At 61.1% G+C, this 21766-nt stretch carries 23 protein-coding genes; 14 read left to right on the top strand and 9 right to left on the bottom strand.

Translation table 11 applies throughout. The annotated features are described in order from the left end of the window. The first annotated feature begins 6 nt into the window (after positions 1 to 6). Entirely contained in the window at positions 7 to 465 is a 459-nt protein-coding gene (locus tag H1204_RS37925) for a type II 3-dehydroquinate dehydratase (RefSeq protein ID WP_180733808.1), read from the top strand. A gap of 10 nt (positions 466 to 475) precedes the next feature. On the opposite strand, the gene H1204_RS37930 is transcribed toward H1204_RS37925, so the two are convergent. After that, complete coding sequence (locus H1204_RS37930) at positions 476 to 1519, bottom strand: porin (RefSeq protein ID WP_180733809.1); 1044 nt, start codon at positions 1517 to 1519, stop codon at positions 476 to 478. Positions 1520 to 1611: 92 nt separating this feature from the next. After that, complete coding sequence (locus H1204_RS37935; RefSeq protein ID WP_180733810.1) at positions 1612 to 4032, bottom strand: membrane-bound PQQ-dependent dehydrogenase, glucose/quinate/shikimate family; 2421 nt, start codon at positions 4030 to 4032, stop codon at positions 1612 to 1614. 1016 nt (positions 4033 to 5048) lie between these two features. Here H1204_RS37935 and H1204_RS37940 point away from each other — a divergent pair. Genes H1204_RS37940 through H1204_RS37955 form a run of 4 tightly spaced genes read left to right on the top strand, consistent with a single transcriptional unit; the run spans position 5049 to position 7880 of the window. Further along, on the top strand, positions 5049 to 6173 hold the full coding sequence (locus H1204_RS37940; RefSeq protein ID WP_243468855.1) for a SpoIIE family protein phosphatase: 1125 nt from the start codon (positions 5049 to 5051) through the stop codon (positions 6171 to 6173). Positions 6174 to 6175: 2 nt separating this feature from the next. After that, positions 6176 to 6739 (top strand): SiaB family protein kinase, encoded by a 564-nt coding sequence (locus H1204_RS37945; protein WP_180733812.1) that lies wholly within the window; start codon positions 6176 to 6178, stop codon positions 6737 to 6739. A gap of 18 nt (positions 6740 to 6757) precedes the next feature. Further along, a complete protein-coding gene (locus H1204_RS37950; RefSeq protein ID WP_035992843.1) occupies positions 6758 to 7153 on the top strand; it encodes a DUF1987 domain-containing protein in 396 nt (131 codons plus the stop codon). A gap of 1 nt (position 7154) precedes the next feature. Further along, positions 7155 to 7880 carry a GGDEF domain-containing protein gene (locus H1204_RS37955; protein WP_180733813.1) on the top strand — a complete coding sequence of 242 codons (726 nt, stop codon included), beginning with the start codon at positions 7155 to 7157 and terminating at the stop codon, positions 7878 to 7880. Between the two features lie 20 nt (positions 7881 to 7900). Here the strand turns inward: H1204_RS37955 and H1204_RS37960 are convergent, their stop codons facing one another. Further along, the gene (locus H1204_RS37960) at positions 7901 to 9028 is read right to left on the bottom strand and encodes a high frequency lysogenization protein HflD (protein WP_180733814.1); all 1128 of its coding nucleotides are present in this window, start codon (positions 9026 to 9028) and stop codon (positions 7901 to 7903) included. Further along, positions 9022 to 9615 carry a DUF1007 family protein gene (locus H1204_RS37965; protein ID WP_180733815.1) on the bottom strand — a complete coding sequence of 198 codons (594 nt, stop codon included), beginning with the start codon at positions 9613 to 9615 and terminating at the stop codon, positions 9022 to 9024. The genes H1204_RS37960 and H1204_RS37965 overlap by 7 nt, the downstream gene beginning before the upstream one ends. A gap of 218 nt (positions 9616 to 9833) precedes the next feature. Between H1204_RS37965 and H1204_RS37970 the strand changes: the two genes are divergently transcribed. Beyond that, positions 9834 to 10412, top strand: coding sequence for an NnrU family protein (locus H1204_RS37970; RefSeq protein WP_180733816.1), 579 nt, complete (start codon positions 9834 to 9836; stop codon positions 10410 to 10412). Between the two features lie 16 nt (positions 10413 to 10428). Here the strand turns inward: H1204_RS37970 and H1204_RS37975 are convergent, their stop codons facing one another. Continuing rightward, positions 10429 to 11280, bottom strand: a complete 852-nt coding sequence (locus H1204_RS37975; protein WP_180733817.1) for a LysR substrate-binding domain-containing protein — start codon at positions 11278 to 11280, stop codon at positions 10429 to 10431. A 109-nt stretch (positions 11281 to 11389) separates the two neighbouring features. Here H1204_RS37975 and H1204_RS37980 point away from each other — a divergent pair, with 109 nt between their 5' ends. Further along, on the top strand, positions 11390 to 12028 hold the full coding sequence (locus H1204_RS37980) for a LysE family translocator (RefSeq protein ID WP_180733818.1): 639 nt from the start codon (positions 11390 to 11392) through the stop codon (positions 12026 to 12028). A gap of 13 nt (positions 12029 to 12041) precedes the next feature. On the opposite strand, the gene H1204_RS37985 is transcribed toward H1204_RS37980, so the two are convergent. Further along, a complete protein-coding gene (locus H1204_RS37985; RefSeq protein WP_180733819.1) occupies positions 12042 to 12980 on the bottom strand; it encodes an AraC family transcriptional regulator in 939 nt (312 codons plus the stop codon). A gap of 113 nt (positions 12981 to 13093) precedes the next feature. Here H1204_RS37985 and H1204_RS37990 point away from each other — a divergent pair, with 113 nt between their 5' ends. The 4 genes from H1204_RS37990 to H1204_RS38005 all read left to right on the top strand — a co-directional run bounded on the left by H1204_RS37990 (position 13094) and on the right by H1204_RS38005 (position 16788). Beyond that, the gene (locus H1204_RS37990; RefSeq protein WP_180733820.1) at positions 13094 to 14170 is read left to right on the top strand and encodes a zinc-binding alcohol dehydrogenase family protein; all 1077 of its coding nucleotides are present in this window, start codon (positions 13094 to 13096) and stop codon (positions 14168 to 14170) included. A 3-nt stretch (positions 14171 to 14173) separates the two neighbouring features. Further along, positions 14174 to 14548, top strand: coding sequence for a VOC family protein (locus H1204_RS37995; RefSeq protein WP_180733821.1), 375 nt, complete (start codon positions 14174 to 14176; stop codon positions 14546 to 14548). A 132-nt stretch (positions 14549 to 14680) separates the two neighbouring features. Next, positions 14681 to 15820: a succinylglutamate desuccinylase/aspartoacylase family protein gene (locus H1204_RS38000; protein WP_180733822.1), complete on the top strand. Its 1140-nt coding sequence runs from the start codon at positions 14681 to 14683 to the stop codon at positions 15818 to 15820. An 11-nt stretch (positions 15821 to 15831) separates the two neighbouring features. Further along, on the top strand, positions 15832 to 16788 hold the full coding sequence (locus tag H1204_RS38005; RefSeq protein WP_180733823.1) for a threonine/serine dehydratase: 957 nt from the start codon (positions 15832 to 15834) through the stop codon (positions 16786 to 16788). A 188-nt stretch (positions 16789 to 16976) separates the two neighbouring features. Here H1204_RS38005 and H1204_RS38010 read toward each other — a convergent pair whose 3' ends face one another. Both H1204_RS38010 and H1204_RS38015 read right to left on the bottom strand, forming a co-directional pair. Continuing rightward, a complete protein-coding gene (locus H1204_RS38010) occupies positions 16977 to 17507 on the bottom strand; it encodes a GNAT family N-acetyltransferase (RefSeq protein WP_180733824.1) in 531 nt (176 codons plus the stop codon). After that, the gene (locus tag H1204_RS38015; RefSeq protein WP_180733825.1) at positions 17507 to 18088 is read right to left on the bottom strand and encodes an XRE family transcriptional regulator; all 582 of its coding nucleotides are present in this window, start codon (positions 18086 to 18088) and stop codon (positions 17507 to 17509) included. Before H1204_RS38015 ends, H1204_RS38010 begins: the two co-directional genes overlap by 1 nt. A 276-nt stretch (positions 18089 to 18364) precedes the next feature. Between H1204_RS38015 and H1204_RS38020 the strand changes: the two genes are divergently transcribed. Continuing rightward, complete coding sequence (locus H1204_RS38020; RefSeq protein WP_180733826.1) at positions 18365 to 19222, top strand: oxidoreductase; 858 nt, start codon at positions 18365 to 18367, stop codon at positions 19220 to 19222. Between the two features lie 309 nt (positions 19223 to 19531). On the opposite strand, the gene H1204_RS38025 is transcribed toward H1204_RS38020, so the two are convergent. Next, a complete protein-coding gene (locus H1204_RS38025) occupies positions 19532 to 20434 on the bottom strand; it encodes a LysR family transcriptional regulator (RefSeq protein WP_275953291.1) in 903 nt (300 codons plus the stop codon). A gap of 120 nt (positions 20435 to 20554) precedes the next feature. On the opposite strand from H1204_RS38025, the gene H1204_RS38030 reads away from it, so the two are divergent. Next, entirely contained in the window at positions 20555 to 21286 is a 732-nt protein-coding gene (locus tag H1204_RS38030) for an SDR family oxidoreductase (RefSeq protein ID WP_180735181.1), read from the top strand. A 140-nt stretch (positions 21287 to 21426) separates the two neighbouring features. Next, positions 21427 to 21696 (top strand): F0F1 ATP synthase subunit C, encoded by a 270-nt coding sequence (gene atpE, locus H1204_RS38035; RefSeq protein WP_007736305.1) that lies wholly within the window; start codon positions 21427 to 21429, stop codon positions 21694 to 21696. Positions 21697 to 21766: the final 70 nt, after the last annotated feature.

Consider the following 21766-nt stretch of genomic DNA (forward strand, 5'->3'; position numbering starts at 1 on the left):
AGCAAGATGAAACCAACGGTTTATGTGTTGAACGGTTCGAACCTCAATATGCTCGGCAAACGCGAGCCGCATCTGTACGGCACGACGACGCTCGCGCAGATCAAGGAAAGAACGGAAGCGCTCGCGGCGGAACTCGGCGTGCGCTGCGAGTTTCGTCAGACCAATCACGAAGGCGTGATGGTCGACTGGCTGCAGGAAGCGTTCGAAGCGGACGCGGCCGTCATCATCAATCCCGCCGGTTTTTCGTTCGCGTCGATTCCCGTGCTGGATGCCGTCAAGCTGATCCGTCAGCCGGTGATCGAAGTGCACATCACGAATATTCATCAGCGTGACGAGCAATACCGGCATTCGCTGATTTCGCTGGCGGCGCGCGGCGTGATCTGCGGCCTGGGCCCGGAGGGCTATCTGCTCGCGATGCGGGCAGTCGCGAGTAGTCTTTCGCAGCAGGCAGCTACAACGCGATGAAACAGACAGCCTAAAACCGGTCGATCATCCCCAACTGCACGCCTCGCACTGTCGCACCAGGCCACGACGGTGCGAGGCCTGTGACGTTCACGCCCTTGAGCGTGAATTCGCCCTGTCCGCGATTTCTCAACCAGCCTGCGCTTGCATAGAGCAGCACGCGTTTCGACATATCGTATTCGCAGGCGGCGCTGAATTGGTCGGCGTTATTGTCACCGCCCGAACGGTCGCGCAGATACGCATAGCCGAGCGACGCGCGAAATCGTGCATTGACCGCGTAACGTGCCGACACCGACACGCCGTCGTTGTGATAACGCGGCGTGCCGCCATCGCCGTTGAAGAACGAAACGAAACCGGTCAGCGCCCCATACGCGTACGACATGCCGCCAAGATTCGCCCGCAGCGCGCCGTCGCCATGCGTCTGCTGGTGCGCATAGGAAACCCGCAACGGCCCGTTGCGCCACGCGAAGGTTTCGATATGCCCGGCGAGACCGTTGCCGTCGCCGTCGGCGGGGCCGCGCACGATCGCCATGAGTGTCGTCGAGAAGCCGTGGAATTCGGGTGACAGATACGTGATCGCGTTGCTCGCGTACGGCGTGATCTTCGACAGATTATTGAGGCCCGAGGCGATCGTGCCTGCGCCGAACGCGTCGAGTTGTCCCTTGAAGGGGATGTAGATCGGCGAATACTGGCGGCCGATGCGCACGGTGCCATACGGTGTCGCCGCGCCGATCCACGCCTGGCGATTGAAGATCGTATCCGCGACAGCGAGCGAGCCGTTACCTGAGCTAAATCCATTCTCAAGGTCGAACAGAATCTGGACGCTGTTGCCGATATCTTCCGCGCCGCGCAGCCCCACGCGCGAGCCGCGATACGCGCCGGAATCCATGCGCGCGACGTAGCCCGCGCCCGGGTTGGTGATTTCGATGCTGGTATCGAGCGCGCCGTACAGCGTGACGGACGCCTGCGCGTGAGCGCTTGCGACATGCGCGGCGAACACGGCGAATGCAATTGACGTGCGTCGCACAGCGGGCGACGCAAGTAATGAACGTTTCATGAGGGAAGAGGTGAGTCTGTGCGCAGCTGGCACGATGGCGAGCGCCTGATGCGTGCAGCGAACGCGCACGCATCAGGCTCGCGCGGCACGCGTTATTGCGGCAGCGCGTAGGCGATCACGTAGTCGCCGCGATCCGGAGACTGGCGCGCGCCGCCCGCCGAGATCACGATGTACTGCTTGCCGTTGAGCACATAGCTCATCGGTGTGCCCTGGCTGCCCACGGGCAGTCGTGCCTTCCAGACTTCCTTGCCTGTCGAACTGTCGAACGCGCGCAGGTAGTAGTCTTGCGTCGCCGCGAAGAACACGAGGCCGCCGCCCGTGCTGAGCGAACCGCCGATCGTCGGCATGCCAATCGGCGTGGGCATGTGCATCTGCACGCCCCACAGACGCGTGTCGCGCACCGTGCCGAGCGGCACCTGCCACGCGATGCTGCGCGTTTTCAGATCGATTGCCGTCAGGCTGCCGAACGGCGGCTTCTGGCACGGAATGCCGAGCGGCGAGAAGAAGCGGTCTTTCGTCACCGAATACGGCGTGCCGCCAAGCGGCACCGCGCCCATGCCCGCGTTCACGGCTTCGTTGCCGTTCGACGTGCCGCCCTTGCGCTCTTCCTTCACGAGATGCACCCACAGCCCGAGGCGCATGTCGTTCACGAAGATCATGCCCGCGTTCGGGTCGTACGACAGCCCGCCCCAGTTCATCCCGCCGAGCGAGCCGGGGAAGCTCAGCGACGTGTCCGTGTCCGGCGCGGTGAACAGGCCGTCGTAGCGCATGCCGTGGAAGATGATGCGGCACATCATCTGGTCGACGGGCGTCATGCCCCACATGTCGGCGCCCTTCAGCACATCGGCGCCGATCTGCGGCATGCCGACCGACAACGGCTGGGTCTTCGCATACGGCTCGCCCGGAATCGTCGCGGACTTGACCGGCTGTTCTACCACCTTCGTCAGCGGCTTGCCCGTCAGACGATCGAGCACGAACAGCTGGCCCATCTTCGTGCCGACGATCAGCGCCGGCACCGTCTTGCCGTCGATGGGGAAATTGACGAGGGTCGGCTGCATCGGCACGTCGTAGTCCCACAGATCGTGATGGACCGTCTGGAAGTGCCACTTCTCGACACCCGTCGTCGCGTCGAGCGCGAGAATCGAGGCGCCGTAGGATTCGTCGAGCTTGGTGCGCTTCACACCCCACAAGTCGATCGCCGCGCTGCCGACAGGCATGTACACAGTGTTCGACGTGGCGTCGTATGACATCGGCGCCCACACGTTCGGCGTCGAGCGTACGAAGGTCTTGCCGGGCGCGGGTGCCTGTTTGTCTTGCGGGTTGCCCGGATCGAACGCCCACTTCATCGCGCCCGTCATCACGTCGAAGCCGCGCACCACGCCGCCGGGCATGTCGAGCGACACGTTATCCGCGACACGCCCGCCGACCACGACGGTCGTGCCCGCGACGGTTGGCGGCGACGTCAGTTCGTACAGCGGGCTCGCCGCCTGGCCGAGGCCGGCCTTGAGGTCGATCACGCCGTGATTGCCGAAGTCTTCGCACAGCTTGCCTGTGTCGGCATCGAGCGCGACGAGCTGCGCGTCGATCGTGTTCATGTAGATGCGGCGACGACAGGCGGCGTGCTCGTCCGGCAGTGCAACGGGCGTGACAGGCGTCGAATTTGCGATGTTCGGCTGCTGCACGGGTTTCGTCGCGTCGAAGTAAGCGAGGCCACGGCAGCGCACCCAGACAGTCGTCCTGGTCGGGAATTCATGGCGCCATTTCTCGTGGCCGTTCGCAGCGTCGAGCGCGATCACCGTGTTGTGCGGCGAGCATATGAACAGCGTGTCGCCGATCTGCAGCGGCGTTTCCTGATCTTCCGCGCCGCCGCCACCAGGGCTGACGGGCACGTCGCCCGTGTGAAAGGTCCACGCGACCTGCAGGTTCTTCACGTTGTTGCGATCGATCTGCGTAAAACCCGCAAAGCGGTCGCCGCCTGCCGAGTGGCCGTACGCGGACCAGTCGCCGGTGCCCGTGTCGCCCTTCGCGTTGATCGCGTTGGTCTCGGTGCCGAACGTGCCGTGCGGCACGAACATGCCGTACACGAACAGCGCGTTACACGCCAGCAGCGCGAGGCTCGCCGTCCATGCCGCGCCCTTCGCCGGGCGCTTGCCCTGGAAGCGGCGCAGCGCGGGATACACGGGCGCGAGCAGCATGCCGATCATCGTGAACATGAAGATGCGGGCCTGCAGCGGCCAGAAGTCGAATCCGCTTTCCCAGACGGCCCACAGCACGGTCGCGACGATCACGACCGCAAAGATCACACACGCGCCCGATTTGCGTCGCGCAAGCTGGATGCCCGTCGCGCAGACGGCGAGGCCCATCAGCAGGTAATACCAGGTGCCGCCGCGCGCGACGAGCAGCGCGCCGCCGATCGCGAAGTACAGGCCGAGCAGCAGGCCGAGCGCGCCGGCGAGCGTCAGGCCGACGCGGGCCGTCGTCGATAGTGGCTTAGTTTGAGGTTGCTTGGACATTGCTTGTCTTCATGGGTACGCAAAAGTTGGGGCATGCGAAGCGCTACGGGGCCGGGCGTTCGCGTACAGTCGGCCGTGAGGTCGACGCGTGTTCGCTTCCATCGTGATGGATTGGCTCGGGTGGCCGTTCAGTCGGGGCTTGCGCGGTGACGAACGGCCAGCTCAGCGCGCCTCGGCATGCGCTTCGAACAGCGCGAAGCGCTGTTCGCACTGAGCCGTGGGCATCGCCGTATCGCGCGCCGGGCGATGGCTGGGCGCGACAAATGCGATGTGGGCAAATGCGCCCGAAAATACGGCGCTGATTTGCATAAAACTAACTAGTTCGTACATTTTAACGCAAAACGCGCGGACACCCAAACCGAGGCTGCATCACCCGCTGAACCGCCGGCCTTTTCGAGTTTCGACGCGGCGGGGAGAAGTGGGTTGTGAAGATCGTCCGGTGATGCTTTGTTGATGAGCGGCGCTTGCTGAAATTGACCGCTTCTGACTTGCGCTACATCAGGACCATTATTTTCCGCTTTCAATAAACGTGATTTACGTAGACTTAACGTCAGGCAATCGTTTGCGGTCGATTAAAAGCGGTGAATAACCGATGCGACATTCCCAGGTCAGCTATTTTCTGGTGAACGTAGCGGGAGCTATGGCAACGCCGAAGATTCCGCGCAAAGGTTCGTCAAATCAAGTGGTTTCGCATTACTACGGATGGCAAACGTTTGCACAGACGCGTATTGCAGTAAATATCGCTAAAGAATAGATTTTTTCCAATTTCAATCGGGAAGTTGAATAGAGAAGGCAAGCAAATATTTTATTAATTGTCTAAAGAAACGGCTCACTGTCACGCAAAGTACACAGAGAAATATTAGCGTGCAGGGTTCCTTCATCGATTGGCTCGCCTTGCCATGCATCCCGCGTTTTCACGGTTACGCCGTCCGTCCGCACAAGGAGAACCTCACTCTGCTGGCGATCTGTGTCAGCAGGTTCCATCCGTCGACGCAGAAGATCCGAACTCGGTGGTAATGGAAATCTTCTCTTCGCGTCACGACATGAAGAGTCTCGCTGTGATCGAAGGCAATCGGCCCATCGGGCTCATCAATCGCGATATCTTCCTGTCGCAAATGAGCAAGCCTTTTCACCGCGAGCTTTACGACAAGAAGAGCTGCATCGCGTTCATGGACAAGGAACCGCTCGTCGTCGACGCCGACATGAGCATCGAAGCGCTCACCTTCAAGACTGTCGAAGTGGGTGAAAAGGCGCTGGTAGACGGTTTCATCGTGACGCGCGACGGCTACTTTGCAGGGCTGGGAAGCGGACTCCAGCTTCTTGGCGCAGTGGCCGAAATGCAGGCGGAAAGAAATCGCCAGATCATGCAGAGCATCGAGTACGCGAGTGTGATCCAGCGCGCGATGCTGCGCGCATCGAGAGACACCTTGGCTGCGAGGCTCCCCGATGCCGCGCTCGTATGGGAACCGCGCGATGTCGTTGGCGGCGACTTCTATCATTTCGCCGCATTCCCGCACGGCTGGTTCGGTGCCACCGCCGACTGCACCGGTCACGGCGTGCCGGGCGCATTCATGACGCTGCTCGCATCGGCGTCGCTGTCGCAGGCGCTCGAACAGATCGGACCACGCGACCCTGCTGCCTTGCTCGCGGCAGTCAACCGTAACGTGAAGAGCTTGCTGGGCCAGGTGCACAGCGCGGCCGAAGTGTCGCAATCGGATGACGGCCTCGACGCCGCGTTTTTCTGGTTCGACGCACGCGAAAGCGAACTGCATTTCGCTGGCGCGAGGATCGCTTTGCATATTCTCACGCCGGAAGCCGACCACTTCGAAACGATCTCGGGCGACCGGATGGGTGTCGGCTATGTCGACAGTCTTGCCGACTATGAATGGAAGCTGCGCAAGATTTCCGTGCCGCCGGGCAGCCTGCTGTTCATTTGCACGGACGGTCTCATCGACCAGATTGGCGGCCCGAAAAACATTGCCTTCGGCCGCCGCCGCGCGTTGGACCTGATTCTCGCGAACCGTGCCGAAGCACCGTCGGCAATCTGCGAAAAACTGCGGCACGCGCTCGCCGACTGGCAAGGCGCGCAACTACGCCGCGATGACCTCACCCTGTTTTGTGCCCGCATTACCGACCAATAAGTATGTCTCAACTACTCGATCAAGACAGCGCCTTTTTCGATCTGGCGCAGCGGCGAAACGTCCTTTTCTATCACAAGGGTTATTTCTCTAATAACATCGTGGCCGCCATGGGCGAGGTCGTCAAGCTGCAACTGGAAATCGCGGGCGTGAGCGGGCCAACGCGCCGCAAGCTGTTCTCATCGTTCGTCGAGTTGTCGCAGAACATTGTCCACTATTCGTCCGATTCCCTGCAGCCCGGCAACGACGGCGGCGGCTCTATTCGCGAAGGCGCGGTGTGCATCACCACCGACGGCGAAAGGCATCTGATGATGTGTGTCAATCCGATTGCAGCGGAAGATGTCGAGGGTTTGCGCAACAAGCTGGAACCGCTGCGCAGCATGTCGGTTGAAGAGATCAAGCAGGCCTACAAGGTCACATTGAGAGCCGACACGCCCGAGGAAAGCAAGGGCGCGGGTCTGGGTTTCCTGACGATGGCGCGCGACGCAAGCGCGCCGCTTGAATTCGCTTTTCATCCGCGTGCCGACGAACCCGGAACCACGCTGTTTTGCCTTAAAGCCATCATCTGAGTAAAAGGCGCACGAGCTATGGACAATCTCTACATTGCCGCAACGGCGACCTCTCCGGAAGTCGACTTTCGATTCGACCAGCATTCGCTGCTGCTCAGGGGCGAGTCGTACCCCGAGAATGCAGCGGCGTTCTACGCGCCGATCATCGAACAATTGCGTCAGTACCTCGCGGAATCCGTCGGCGCGGTGATTACCGTCGACGTCGTTCTGACGTACTTCAATAGCTCCAGCACGAAGATGCTGTTCAGCGTGTTTGATGCACTGGACGAAGCCGCGCAGTCCGGCAGCCGCGTGCTGATGAACTGGTATCGCGACGAAGAAGACGAAACGATTTTCGAGTTCGGCGAAGAACTGAAGGCCGATTTCCACGCGATCGAATTCACCGATCGCCCCGTTGCTCACCAGGGACAATAAGGTGCCGCGGATATCCTCCCTGGATGCGCCTGCCAACGATGCGCCGGATCTGTTCCAGAACGAGAACGAGGCGCTCGACAAAGCGCGCGCGATCCATGCGATGAGTGTTGCGGATGCGGGCGATTATCGCCAGTCGCTCGGCGAGCTTATCGGGCATTTCGAGCGCCTGATGCGCGAGACGCGGCGCCTGATCGGCCGCAGTGATCGCGCCGAACGCGAGATGCAGGCGCTTGCGCAGCAGTTGGCGCATCGCGCGACGCACGATGCGCTGACGGGTGTGTTCAACCGCAGTGCGGTGATCGAGCGGGCGTCGAAGGCCTTGCGTCACGACAGCGCGGTCATGATCATTCTCGATATCGACGAGTTCAAGCGGGTCAACGACGATTTCGGCCATCCGGCAGGCGATGCCATGATCATGGGTATCGTCGCGTGCCTGCGGCGAATCGTGGGTGAGCGGGGCTTTATCGGACGGGTGGGCGGCGAAGAATTCACCGTGCTGCTGCCGGGGTATGAAGTGGACGATGCGCTGCGCCAGGCCGAGAACATGCGCGAGGCGATCGGCAAGCACGTCTTTGCATCGCCCGTCGACCGTCATATCACGGCCAGCTTCGGCGTTAGTGCGAACCCTGCGGGCACCAGCTTCGACACTGCGTATGGCCTCGCCGACGCGGCGCTCTACCGCGCCAAGCGCGGCGGGCGAAACCGGGTGGAATTCGCGAATCCGTAAAGCGAAGACGTGCGCTTCTACTACGTCAATGCAGGTTGCAGGTAGCCGGTCAGAATCAGCGCAGTCTGCACGGCGCCGAACAGCACGATAACGAGTGCGCCCGTGATGGCGACAACACGCTTGGTCGCTTCGATCCGCGAGCGAAGGCGAACACTGCGCGCCATGATGAACCGGTTCGCGCCCACCGCGCCCAGGCCGAACAGCGTAACGGTGACTGCCACGCCCGCGCCGATGGCAAACGTTGCCGCGATGCCTATCCACGGCGCGTGTGCCGCAACCGACGCGATCAGTACAAAGATCGACCCGACGCATGGCCGCACGCCCGATGCAAACCCTGTCGCGAGTATCTGCGACGTCACCGAAAATTTCGATCTCCCGAATCGCGTTGCGCCGCCGGATTGCCGCATGTGCAGTTGCAGTTTCGCGCCGAGATAAGCGGGTTCGTGCTCCGACGTCCGCGACGATGCCGCCGAGCGTTCAGCGGGCACGAGCTTCAGCGCGCGAGGATCGACGCAGCAGTCACGCCGCGCGAGCGCGCTGTAGATCGTCCAGCCGCCTGCTACACAAAGCAGAACATAGCTGATGATATCGAGCGATGCCGCGTTCGACAGCACGCTCGATACGCCCGCCTTCGCAAACCATAACGCGCCGAACACGAGCACGATCGCGCTCATCGCCTGTACGGTCGCGCTCCAGCTTGCCAGCGCGACGGCTTGCGCGATGCGCGTGTCGCGCGAGCCGAGCCAGGTGCCGGCGACCAGCTTGCCGTGGCCGGGCCCGAGCGCATGCAGCACGCCGTAGGCGAACGCGAGGCCGATCAATGCGAGCCATGTCCAGGGCGTCGACGCGCGATGCAACTGTTGCGCGGCGTCGGCGATGCGCGCGTTGAGTCGACCTTGCCAGATGATCGATGTCGCCAGTGCCGTACGCGCGAACTTGGGTAGTACGAACGCGTGGTGGGACTCGCTGGCAGATGGCGCGCTCGATGGGCTTGCGCTTTCCGCTGGTGACGAAGCCGATTGAACGGGCCGACCGAAAACATCGACAGCGGCCGACGCAGCGTGCGACGGCGCGGCCAGCGCGAGACCTGCGACTGCAACGCAGAATGCAAACAGGATATGCAGTAGTCCGCGTTCGAGCGTCAGCATGATATTGCCGTCGCTTGCGGCACGACGATGCCGTTGAAGATCGGATGCGCGCGGTCCTGAAAGGGTTTCACCGTGCAACTGGACGCGGCATGTCCCTCTATCGTCACGGCGTTTGCGCCGTCCGGTTCGTAATCGACGAAGAACGAATCGTCCCAAATGCCGAGCGAAACCTTGTGCGCAATCACGTCGACCGGGTTTTTCAGTGCCAACGTGAAGGTATAAACGAGCTTGCCATGATCGACCGATACGCGAAAACCTGCGGGGTCCCCCAGACGCTGCGCCTCGCCATCGACGAAAAGATGACTGAAGTATTGAGCGCCCGCCAGCGATGAAAATGCCTGTTCGCGGAAGATCGCAGTCTGCTTCGCGTCTAGCGGCCCGTTGTCGGGCAAGGTATCGATGCCTACGAGCTGAACTGGAAAGCCTTCTGAAAAGCGCCACATTTGCGCTATCGAAATCACGGACGTGCCTTGCATCTGCACGCGCGCCGAAAACCGTATCCATACGTGCGGATGCGCGGCGGCTACCCCGGATGCGACGAATAGGGCGACGCCGATGAGCCGCCTGATGACAGAAAGATTCAACATCGCTTTTGATTGTTAATTCTTCGATGACACGCCGGCATGTCTCGAAGGACTATTGAGCATGCCGTTGCTTTCTTTCAGGAGTAAGGCGGTAGCGCGAGAAAGCGTGTCATTGTCGCATGAGCGATTGTGGGATGCTCGATGCACCACGAAATTGGCATAGCATGCCATCATGCGTGACAATCGTCGCCATCCATCGATGTCTGTCATGAGGAGCCGTCATGTCGATACTGATCTTGGGGTTGCTGCTATTCCTGGGCGGGCATTCCGTCCGCATCTTCGCGGAAGATTGGCGCAAGACGCGCATCGCGCGGATGGGCGAGAAGAACTGGAAGGCGGCGTATTCGGTGGTGTCGCTGATCGGCTTTGTGCTGATTATCTGGGGCTATGGCATCGCGCGGCGCGAGCCGGTCGTGCTCTGGTCGCCGCCCGCATGGGCGCCGCATCTAGCGGGCCTGTTGACGCTTGCTGCCTTCATCCTGTTTCCCGCTGCGCATGCGCCGGGGAACCACTTCAAGGCCATCTTCAGGCATCCGATGACCTTGGCTGTCGTGCTATGGGCGTTGGCGCATCTGCTGGCGAACGGGACGTTGAACGCGCTGGTGCTGTTCGGCGCGTTTCTCGTTTGGGCGGTCCTTGATTTGGCTGCCGCGCTTCGGCGGGATCGCGTGGAAGGTGTGGTGTATCCGACCGGGACCTTGTCGCGCGATGTGATGCCTGTCGTTGCCGGTGTGATCGTTTGGGTTGCGTTCGCGTTCTTTCTGCACGGCTGGCTGATTGGCGTGAAGCCTTTCGGTTAAACCGCGACTGAAAGACTTACGGTCGCAGATCGGCCAACATCTGCTCGGCGAGAAAATCGCACGGCGGCCGAGCCGAACGCGCGCTACGCACAAGAACGACCTCGACCGCTGCCAGCGGCGGCAAGTCTTCTGCTTCGCCGAGTTGCGCGAGATGCGCGGGGACGCTGCATCGCGCGAGGGGCGCGACTGCAAGACCTGCCTCGACCATGCAGATCAGCCCCAAAAGACTAGGGCTTTCATACGACATCCGATACTTGATGTTAGCCTGCTGCAGCGCGCCGATCGCATGCGCGCGCGCCGTGCTGCCGGGCGCAAATACGGCGATGGGCAGCGGGCGTTCTTTCCATATCTGCTGATTGCCACGCGCGGCGGCCCACACCATCGGCTCCGAACGGATCGGTTCTCCCGTGATGCCTCGCGTCTTCGTGATGCACGCCAGATCGAGCGTGTTGTCCTTGAGCAAGGGAACGAGCGCACTGCTCGGCATGCCGATCACGCGAACCTGCACACGCGGATGCGCGACCGCGAATTTTCGCAACACGGTCGGCAGCAGCGACGACGCGTAGTCGTCGGGTACGCCGATCGTCACGCGGCCGCGTATCTCCGGACGCACCACCGACGACCACGCTTCTTCGCGCATCGCCAGCATGCGCCGGCCGTAATCGATCAGCGTCCTGCCTTCCTCGGTCAAGGCGACGTTGCGCGTCGTGCGCACGAATAGCGGCTTGCCGAGCGCTTCTTCGATGGTCTTGATCTGCATGCTGACAGCGGAAGGCGTGCGATGCAGGGACGTCGCGGCACGCGCGAACGAGCCGGTGTCGGCCACGGCGACGACCATTTCCAGAACGTCGAGATCGAGCTTTTTCACTAGTCAGAAAAATTGAGCAATTCATTCAGTTTAAATCGTTTTACTTAGCTGTCGTGCGCTCCGATACTGCAATCGCGATGGGCATCACATGGACGTGGCGAGGTAGCGCATGAGAACGATGGTCGAATTCATCACGGTAGGCGGCATGCTGGCCGTGACGCCCGGTCCCAACATGGTCTACGTGATGATGCGTTCGGTCGCGCAGGGCACGAAAGCGGGGCTGATCTCGCTGGCGGGTGTGATGCTCGGCTATCTGACGTACATATTCGGCGCAGCGTTCGGGATCACTACGCTGTTTCTTGCGATACCCGGCGCAGGCCGCGTTCTAGCCGTATTTGGCGCGCTCTACCTGCTTTATCTGGCCTGGCAGATGCTCAGGCCGGGCGGCCGTTCGCCGTTGCAGATCGAGGCGGCGTCGATCGAAAGGCCGCGCCGGCTGTTCGCGATGGGCGCGACGACGAGCCTGCTAAACCCAAAGCTCGCGCTGATTTTTCTGTCTTTACTGCCGCAATTCATCGACTATCGCGCGGGCGGCGTGTTCAGGCAGTCGCTGACGCTGGGCTTTTCGCTGATCTTCGCGTTCGCTTCCGTCAATACGGCGGTCGCGACTTTCTCGGGCAACCTCGCCAGGTTCCTTTCGACACGGCCGAACTGGCTCGGCGTTCAACGCTGCGTAATGGGCGCGATGCTTTTCGCGCTCGGCGCGAAGATGGCGCTGGATGCGTGGCACTGGAATCTGTCCGCGTGATGTCTCGCCGCCGCTAGCGGACCTCCGTCTCCTGCCGATGCCGCACGCGATAGCGGCCAGGACTGACCCCCGTCGTGCGTTTGAACGCGATGCTGAACGCGGTATCGGACAGATAGCCGATCTTCTCGGCGATCTGCAACAAAGGTTCTTCCGACTGTTTCAGTACACTCATTGCAATCGTCATGCGCCACTGATGCAGATACTCGAGCGGCGCGCTCCCGACGAGCTGCCGGAACCGCGACGCGAACGCGGTCCGCGACATACCCACATTTGCAGCGAGCGACTCGACGGTCCAGCGCTGTTGCGGCGAGCCGTGCATCAGCGTGAGCGCCGCGCCTACCTTGTTGTCCGATAACGCCTTGAGCCATCCGTCCGGCACGTCGCCGCGCTCGATGAACGCGCGCAGCGCCTGCACCAGCACGAGCGTGGCGAGACTCGTCCTGGCGAAGTCCGACCCCGGCTTTGCAACGGCTGTTTCGACACCGAGCAGCGCGAGCACATGCGATAGCGCGTGGGCCGACACATCGGCCGCTTTCAGATGCACGATGGGCGGCAAGTGCTGCAGCAAGAGTCCCGTCACGTCGTTGTCGAACACGAATCGTCCGCTCGCAAGCTCGACCGGGCCGGTCGCGCCTTTGCCGTGAAAGCGCACGACGCCATCCGCGCTGCGAATCGACTGATAGGTGGCGGGGCCGTCGAGCGGCGGGGAATCGGGAACGCTCGCGGAGCAAAAAGGCTGGCCGTTGGTCAGCAGATAGAAATCGCCTTGCTCGATGACGTGCAGGCTGTCGTGCCCCGTCATCCGCAGATAGAGCCGCCCGCGCAGCACCGTGCCGAACTTCAGATGCTGATACGCCGGGAAACTGAACGCCCATGCGCCGCATCCTTCGAAGCGGTCCGACACGCCGCTTCGCACTCTGAGCATCGACAGCACTTCGGACAATGCGTCCATAAATGTACGCTCGATAAGAAAAACCGGTCAGTTGATTATATGTAGAACGGCTTTCCCGCGCGATGATGGTCGGGTTGCGCCGCGTGGCGCGCGTTGAAACGAGGGGCGATCCGATGAAAGCATGGCAGCTCGACCGATTGGGCGGGACCTTGAGCATGATCGATGCGCCCGTGCCCGCACCGAGGCCCGGCGGCGTCGTGGTGCGGATGCAGGCGTCCGCGATGATGTCGTACATGCGCGACTACGTGGCGGGCAAGCTGCCCGTCTATCGCGCGCCCGACCATCCGTTCATTCCGGGCGGCAATGGCGTGGGCATCGTGCATGCGGTCGGCGGGGATGTGTGGCATCTGAAGCCGGGACAGCGCGTGGTCGTTTCGTCGCATTTCGTTGCGAACGAGAATGTCGCCGATCCCGCGCAAATGCTCGTCGGCATCACGGCCACGCAGGCTGACAGTTACGCGATGCAGGCGGACTGGCCCAACGGCACGCTCGCCGACTACGCGCTGCTGCCCGCAGCGACATTGACGCCCGCCGATGCCGTTGCGGACCTGCCCGCGGCGCAGCTTGCGGTGGCGATGCGCTATGTTGTGCCGTTCGGCGGCCTGTTGCGCGGCCGGCTTGCAGCGGGCGAGACGATCGTGGTGTCGGGCGCAACGGGCGCCTATGGGTCGGCGGCTGCGTTGCTGGCGTTGGCACTGGGCGCGGCGCGCGTCGTTGCAGTGGGCCGCAATGCCCGCGCGTTGGACGAACTCGTAGCGGCGGGCGGCGGCCGCGTTGTGCCCGTCGCGGCGACAGGCGATGCGGCAGCCGATACCGATGCAATCCGTTCCGCCTGCGCGGGCCGCGCCGATATCGCATTCGATATGGTCGGAAACGCAAGCGATCCGAACCTGACCTTATCGGCGTTGCGCAGCTTGCGGCGCGGCGGAAGACTGGTGCTGATGGGCAGCATGCGCGTGGATCTGCCGTTGCCCTATACCGAGGTGATGCTGAATGACTGGGAGATACTCGGCCAGTTCATGTATCCGCGCGACGCGTGGCGACGGCTGCTGATGTTGGCGAGCGCGGGCATGCTCGATCTGCGCGCGATTCGTTCCGTCGAATTCGCCATGAACGATGTCCCTTCGGCAATCGAGCGTGCCGCTAGCGCGTCGGGCCTCGAATGCATCGTCGTCGATCATCAGAGGTGAGCGATGCCGGTTCTGAAGACGATGCATAGGCTTTACGTTGCGCGCGAACAGCTCGAATCGAGCGTCGCATTTTACGAGGCGATCTTGGACGTGCGCTGTGAACGTCGGCTGAGCTTCGAACCGATGGGAATCGAGGTCGCTGTGGTCGGTTCGTTCATTCTGCTTGCGGGAAGCGATGAAGCGTTGGCGCCCGTGCGGCACATTCAGGCCGCGCTGATCGTGGATGCGCTCGATGCGTATGCGCAGCGTCTGCGCGAGTTGGGCGCGACGTTCCTCGGTGAGACGCACGAAAACGCCGTGGGCAGAAACATGACGGTGCGGCATCCCGACGGGTTAGTCGTCGAATACTTCGAGCCAGCGAGAAGCGCGGGAGCGTGAAGCGTTGCGATCCCGCTTGGAAAATAAAGCGTAGGTAGTCTATTATAGACATAAGTGTCCATATGAGACTTCTTAGTCTCTGTCGACGAACGTGGGCGTTTTCGACCAACCTTTGCAAGGGATGAGATCGACGTGACGGTACGCAAAGAGACGACAGAACTGCCTCAGGTCGCGCCCGGCGCGGCGCATCAGTTGATCAGCTACACATTCGACGGGGCGGGCGAGACGCCACGCAGCGCCTATATTCAGGCGGGCCTGCATGCCGATGAGCATCCCGGTCTGCTAGTCGTCCATCATCTGCTGCGCATGCTGACGGCGCTCGATAAAGACGGGCGCATCAAAGGGCGCGTGGTCGTGTTGCCGTTTGCGAATCCGATCGGGATGAGCCAGCGGATTTTCGGCATGCCGACAGGGCGCTTCAATCTCGAGAACGGCGAAAACTTCAACCGTCACTTCCCGTCGATTGCGGGCGCGGTCGAACAGGCGCTAGTCGAGACGCGCTACGAGCGCAACGACGTCGCGCAATTCAAGACGCTGTTCGGGAGGCTACTCGCTGCGCACGAGCCGCGCGATCCCGTCAGGGCAATGAAGTCGCATCTGCTGCGCGAAGCGTTGCGGCACGACATCCTGCTCGATCTGCATTGCGATACGAGCGGCATCCTGCATCTGTACAGCACTCGTGCCCAACAGTCGCGAGCATTGCGCCTCGCGAAAGCGCTGCGGATCGAGGCCGTGTTTCTCGAAGATCGCGCGGGCGGCGGACCGTTCGATGAGGCGTTCATGGAGCCCTGGAACGTGCTGTCGTCGGCGGGTCTCGTCGATGCGGAGCACAGTGGCTTTGGCGCGTCCATCGAGTTGCGGGGCCAGGCCGATGTCAGCGATGAGCTTGCCATCGCGGATGCGCACGGCATCCTGCGCTTTCTCGCAGCAGAGTCGATCATCGATTACGACGAACGCGATACGGATGGTGAGATCGAACCGCGCATCTATCCTCTGGAAGGCGTCTCGCATGTGAGCGCGCCGTCTACGGGCATTGTTGTGTATCGGAAGAAACCGGGCGATGCCGTTGCGCGCGGCGATGTGATCGCGGAGATCGTGCGTATCGATGCGCCGTTGGACGTGCCGCGCGACGTCGTGTTCAGCGATGTCGACGGCATTTTCGTCGTTGCGCAGCATTTCAAGCTCGTGAAAGCGGGGCAGCGTATTGCGTTGCTTGCCGGCATCACGCCGCTGCCGGGGCGCATGGCCGGCAATCTGTTGAACGATTTCTAAAGGCTCTGACGATGGATGATCTCTACGAACGTATTCTCGACGCGCATCAAGCGCTCAGACCGCAAGTGCGCGTGACGCCGCTGGAGCACAGCGCGCTGCTGTCGGAGCAGACGGGTTGCGACGTCTATCTGAAGTGCGAGCATCTGCAGCATACGGGGTCGTTCAAGTTTCGCGGCGCGTCGAACAAGCTGCGGCTGCTCGATGCCGACGTTCGACGTCGCGGTGTCGCGACTGTATCGACTGGCAATCACGGGCAGGGCGTCGCGCTCGCTGGCAAGCTCGCGGGCGTGCCCGTGACCGTCTATGCCTCGGTGTCCGCTTCGCCCGTCAAGCTGAACGCGATACGCGCGCTCGGTGCATCTGTCGTGACCATCGACGCATCCACGCTCGAAGTGGAATTCGAAGCGGCGCGGCGCGCAAAAGAGGCAGGCTTGCCGTTCGTCTCGCCGTACAACGACATCGATGTGATTGCCGGGCAAGGCACCATCGGCGTCGAACTGAGCGAGCAACGGCCCGGACTTGCTGCGGTGTTCGCATCGGTGGGCGGCGGCGGGCTGATTTCCGGCATCGGCTCAGCGCTCAAGGCGGCGAGTGCGGGCACGGAGGTGGTGGGATGCTGGCCCGCGAATGCGACGACGCTCTATCGCTGCATTCAGGCAGGCAAGGTGATCGACGTCGAGGAGACGGACACGATTTCGGACGGCACGGCAGGCGGTGTTGAGCCGGATACGATCACCTTGCCGATCGCGCAACGGGTGATCGACCGTTGCGTGCTGGTCAGCGAAGAGGAAATCAAGGCGGCGATGAAACGGCTCGCGCAAACGGAGCGCTGGATGGTCGAAGGCGCGGCAGGCGTCGCGCTTGCGAGTTTCCTGCAAGCCGCGCCTTCGTATCGTGGCCGTGCGGTTGCCGTAGTGCTGTGTGGCCGCAATATCATGCTCGACAAGTTTGTGGCAGCCGTTCAGTGAAGTGCTGTCTTGTACTCTTCACTGGGGAAGCCTGTATCACGAAGCGACCTTCTGCGCGGCGACCTTCTCCGCAGCGATCATCGTGCTTGGGCAACGATCGTATTTGCGGTCGAGATTAAAAAGCGCATGCCCACACTCGTGGTGCATCGAATGTTAGGGTACTCATCGGCTCCGTATCGCAAGCCGCGTTAGCCCTCCGTAGGTTGTGCAGGCGTGTCGAGTAGCAACTGATAGAACGCAAGGTCCAACCACCGGCCGAACTTGAATCCGACTTCCGGTAACGTGCCCACATGCCTGAAACCGAGTCGTTCGTGCAACGCAATGCTTCCGCTATTCGTCGCGTCGATGCCACCCATCAGCGCGTGTATGTTGTTCCGTTTCGCAGCATCGATGATCTGTCGCATCACCACGCGGCCCAACCCCTTCCCGCGATGATCCTTGTGTATGTACACGGAGTGCTCCACCGTGTATTTGTATGCAGGCCACGCCCGGAACGAGCCATAGCTGCCGAAGCCGAGCAGCACTCCATCGCTATCTTCGACACCGATCACCGGGAAGCCGCCCGTGCGTTTAGCCTCGAACCATCCGATCATGCTTTGCGGGGTCCGCGCCTTGTAGTCATAAAGGGCTGTCGAATTGAGGATTGCCTCGTTGAAGATCTCCAGGATTGCGTCAGCGTGGCGTTCGAAAGTGCATTGGACGATGGTGTATTCAATCATCAGGTTGTCCCGATTGTAGATGGATGAGTTGTGAGCGCCACGGCATAGCGTGCCGGTTTTGCGCCTGGGTTCCGAAAGACGATGTGCTGATCGAGCACCATCGCAAGGCAGTCGCCCGTTTGCATGTGCCACGTGCTGTCGCCCACGGTGACTTGCATCTCCCCTTCGAGCAGCCAGACCTGCTGATGCGTCACCATGCTTCGAGCCACGTTCGCGAAAGCAACGCTCTCGCCCGGCGGGAAAACCACTTCGACCAGTTCGATCGGCGACGGGTATCCAACGGGTGAAACATGGCGACGGACATAACCGGACGCAGGGTCGACCCAAACCTGTTGGTCCGCTCGCTGGGCGAGCGGGTGTTGGGTGGTTTGCGGCTCATCTGAAAATAGCGCGGCTAGCGTGACGCCCAATGCGTCGGCAAGCCTGCCAAGCAATGCGGCCGTCGGACTGGATTCTTTCCGCTCGATCATCGAGATGGTGGAGCGGCTGACGCCGCTGGATTCGGCCAGGTCTTCCAGCGTGTAGCCGCGCGCCTTTCGAAGGTCCCGGATTCGTTTGGCAATGAGAGCATCAACGTTCATGATTTCCAGTATAGTGGATTTATTTCCAGAAAAATAACATTTCCAGGAAAATCGTCTGGGAGTGAGATAGGCGGGGCATTGCCGTTTAACTTACGAAGGTGAGCGGCTCTTCATGGCCGACTGTGGCGTTATTGGCTGACGGGCTGACTTAACCGACTTTTCCATGAATGGAAAAGACATTCCATCCATTCCACGCTAATCAAAAATCCCCTTCAGGAAGACACTCATCTCCACGCAATTCGTTTTCACTTTCACTACGAATGTAGGAGCAGGAGCATGAGCAACGTCACCAAGCAACAGTTCAAGCGCGTCTGGTTCATCACAGGCGCTTCGCGCGGTCTGGGCGCGCTGATGGTTAAAGCAGCCATCGCCGATGGCAACGCCGTGGTCGCGACTGGCCGCAACGCCGCTGCGATTGCTGAGCGGCTGGGAGAGTCACCGGCCCTGCTGCCCGTCGCGCTTGATGTGACCGACGAGGCACAGGCCAAGGCGGCCGTCAAAGCCGCTGTCGAGAAGTTCGGCCGCATCGATGTACTAGTCAACAACGCCGGCTTTGGGCTACTCGCCGCCGTCGAGGAATCGAGCGATGCAGATGTACGCCGGATCTACGACACCAATGTCTTTGGTCTGCTGAACGTGACGCGCGCTGTGCTGCCGGTGATGCGCAAACAGCGTTCGGGTCACGTGATCAACATCTCGTCGATTGTCGGTTATCAGGCGGCGGCAGGCGTTGGCGTGTACAGCTCGACAAAGTTCGCCGTCGAAGGCATCACGGAAGCACTGCATGCTGAATTGAAGCCGCTTGGCATTCACGCGACGCTCATCGAGCCTGGCTTCTTCCGCACGGACTTCCTGGATGCATCGTCGTTGCTCGTCGGCAAAGACATCATCGACGACTACGAAGCGACATCGGGCACGCTGCGCCGCCTCGCGGTCGACATCAATCACAACCAGCCTGGCGATCCGCAGAAGCTGGCAACAGCGGTCGTCACGCTGGTCGATGCGCAAACACCGCCGTTGCGTCTGCCACTTGGGACCGACACGCTAAAGGCGATCGCAGAAAAGAACGCTTATGTGACGACGGAAACGCAGACGTGGGAGGCGCTGTCGCAATCCACAGATTTTCCGGTCTGAAGACGATAACCTGCTGGACGGCCCGAGTCGTCGCGCGCTTGCCGCATCGATTCGGGCGAAATGCTGCTGCGCTGTACCAGCGCGTCCGCGCGACGTTCAAATGAAAATAATCGACTTTCTCTCATTCGACCACTGGACCCATTCATTCGCTGACTCGGTCGGCACAGGATGTCTCGCTGCAATCGATCGACCCACGTTGCCCGCGAGCTTGGCTGACGGAGGGACGCGATAGATATTGCCCGATGAGACACATAAACCCGCGCCCGAACACGATCTGACAGCCACCGCCCCGTCGTGTCGCGGAACGCTTCATCGCAGTGGAAGCCAAAGCGGGCCTTCCCACGCTTTGAGTTCATCGAGAAACGCTTTTAACTTCGACGGCATGAAGCGGCGCGTCGGATACACAGCGTGCACGAATATTTCCGGTGACGACCATTCCGGCAAGATACGAACAAGTTCTCCGCTGGCGATATGTGCATCGCAATAGCTGGATGGAAGCAATGCGATGCCGTGCCCGCGGAGCGCAAATGCGCTGACGATGTGAAAATCGCGCGCGGCTACGGGACCCGTCACGTGAACCTTGACCGACTTCCGGCCACTGACCAGATGCCATTCCGTCTCGTTGTTTCGAGCATTGATCAGCACGCACGGAAGTTGACTGATGGCTTCGGGCCTTGCGGGGAGTTCGTGATTGCGGACGTATTCGGGCGAGGCGACAAGGTGCCGGACACTTCTTCCCACGCGTTGTGCAACAAGACTCGAGTCCTGCAGATCGCCGAAGCGGATCGCGACGTCGACGTTTTCGGCAATCAGGTCCAGGAAAAGGTTGGTGAAGTGAAGATCCACCTGGATGCCCGGATATTTCTTTAGAAACGACGAGACGAACGCGTAAAACGACTCCTGTTCCAGCATCACGGGACCGGAGATACGCAGCAGACCTTCGGGCTTCTTTTGCGTCTGCGTGATCACGCGTTCCGCGTCATACAGATGGCTCAGCGGCTCACTGCACTGATCGAAATAGGCCCGTCCCTGTGTGGTCAGGCTGAGCTTGCGGGTCGTGCGCTGGAGCAGCGTCACGCCAAGGCGTTCCTCGAGCGCTGTCACCTTGCGGCTGACGGTGGAGACGGGCATGCCCAGTGCCCGTGCAGCGCGGCTAAAGCTCTCGAATTGCGCTACCCGCACAAACACGGCGATGTCATTCAAGTCGGCCAGTTCGGACATACGAGACCTTTGCACTGGTGGAAAAGAGATTACAGATATTCCAGTCTAATCAAAAATGTCCCCAGGGACGACACTTCTCCCCACGCACTTCAACCTTCTCGGAGAGATACCATGTCTAGCAAAGTCGTCGTCATTACCGGTGCTTCCAGCGGCATCGGAGAAGCCACCGCCAAGCTCCTTGCCTCGAACGGCGCCACCGTCGCGCTGGCCGCTCGCCGGCTCGACAACCTCCGCCGCATTGCCGCTGAAATCGAGGCAAAGGGCGGCAAGGCATCCGTTCACCAGGTCGACGTCACGGATCAGGCACAGGTCGATCGTCTGATCCGCGATGTCGTCTCGCAACACGGCCGCCTCGATGTGATGGTCAACAACGCCGGCCTGATGGCCATCGCGCCCCTGTCGCTGCGCAAGACCGACGAATGGGACCGCATGATCGACATCAATATCAAAGGCCTTCTTTACGGCGTCGCAGCAGCGTTGCCTGTCTTTGAAAAACAGCAGTCCGGTCACTTCGTCAACATTGCGTCGGTCGTGGGTCTGAAAGTATTCAGCCCCGGCGGCACGGTGTATTCGGGCACGAAGTTCGCGGTTCGGGCCATATCTGAAGGTCTGCGCCACGAGGTTGGAGGCAACATCCGCACCACGGTGATCTCACCGGGCGCGATCGACACCGAACTCAAGTTCGGTTCGGGCCATGAAGACAGCCGCAACTTCGTCGTCGATTTCTACAAGATGGCCATTCCGGCCGATGCCATCGCGCAGGCCATTGCTTATGCGATCGAACAGCCCCGTTCGGTCGACGTCAACGAGATCGTGATCCGTCCCACCGCGCAGGATTTTTGAAGATCACGGCGGGCAGGAAAGCGCTTGAACCCATGACTGCTGAAACGACCCGAAGCGCACGCAAGCGCGCCTTCGGGCGTGTGGGTGCGGCGTCGCTTTTTGAATCCCAGTTTCAAAACAACTTTTCTCAAGGAGTGGTCATGCAAGCTTTGATCGCCAACATCCAGGGTCTGACGGCCATCGGTATCGGCATCATCATCGGCCTCGGCGCTATTGGCGCCTGTATCGGTATTGGACTGATGGGCGGCAAATACATTGAAGCTGCCGCCCGGCAGCCGCAGCTGATGAACCCGCTGCAAACCAAGATGTTCTTGCTCGCGGGTCTGATCGACGCGTCGTTTCTGATTGGCGTGGGTGTGGCCATGCTGTTTGCGTTTGCGAACCCGCTGCTGTCGAAGCTCGCAGGCTGAGGTTCGTCGGGCTTATTTCGAGTCGAATGACTTTCAGGGATGAAAGCTGTGTCACTCGACTGCTTTTGGA

Source organism: Paraburkholderia sp. PGU19 (assembly GCF_013426915.1).
Lineage (GTDB): Bacteria > Pseudomonadota > Gammaproteobacteria > Burkholderiales > Burkholderiaceae > Paraburkholderia.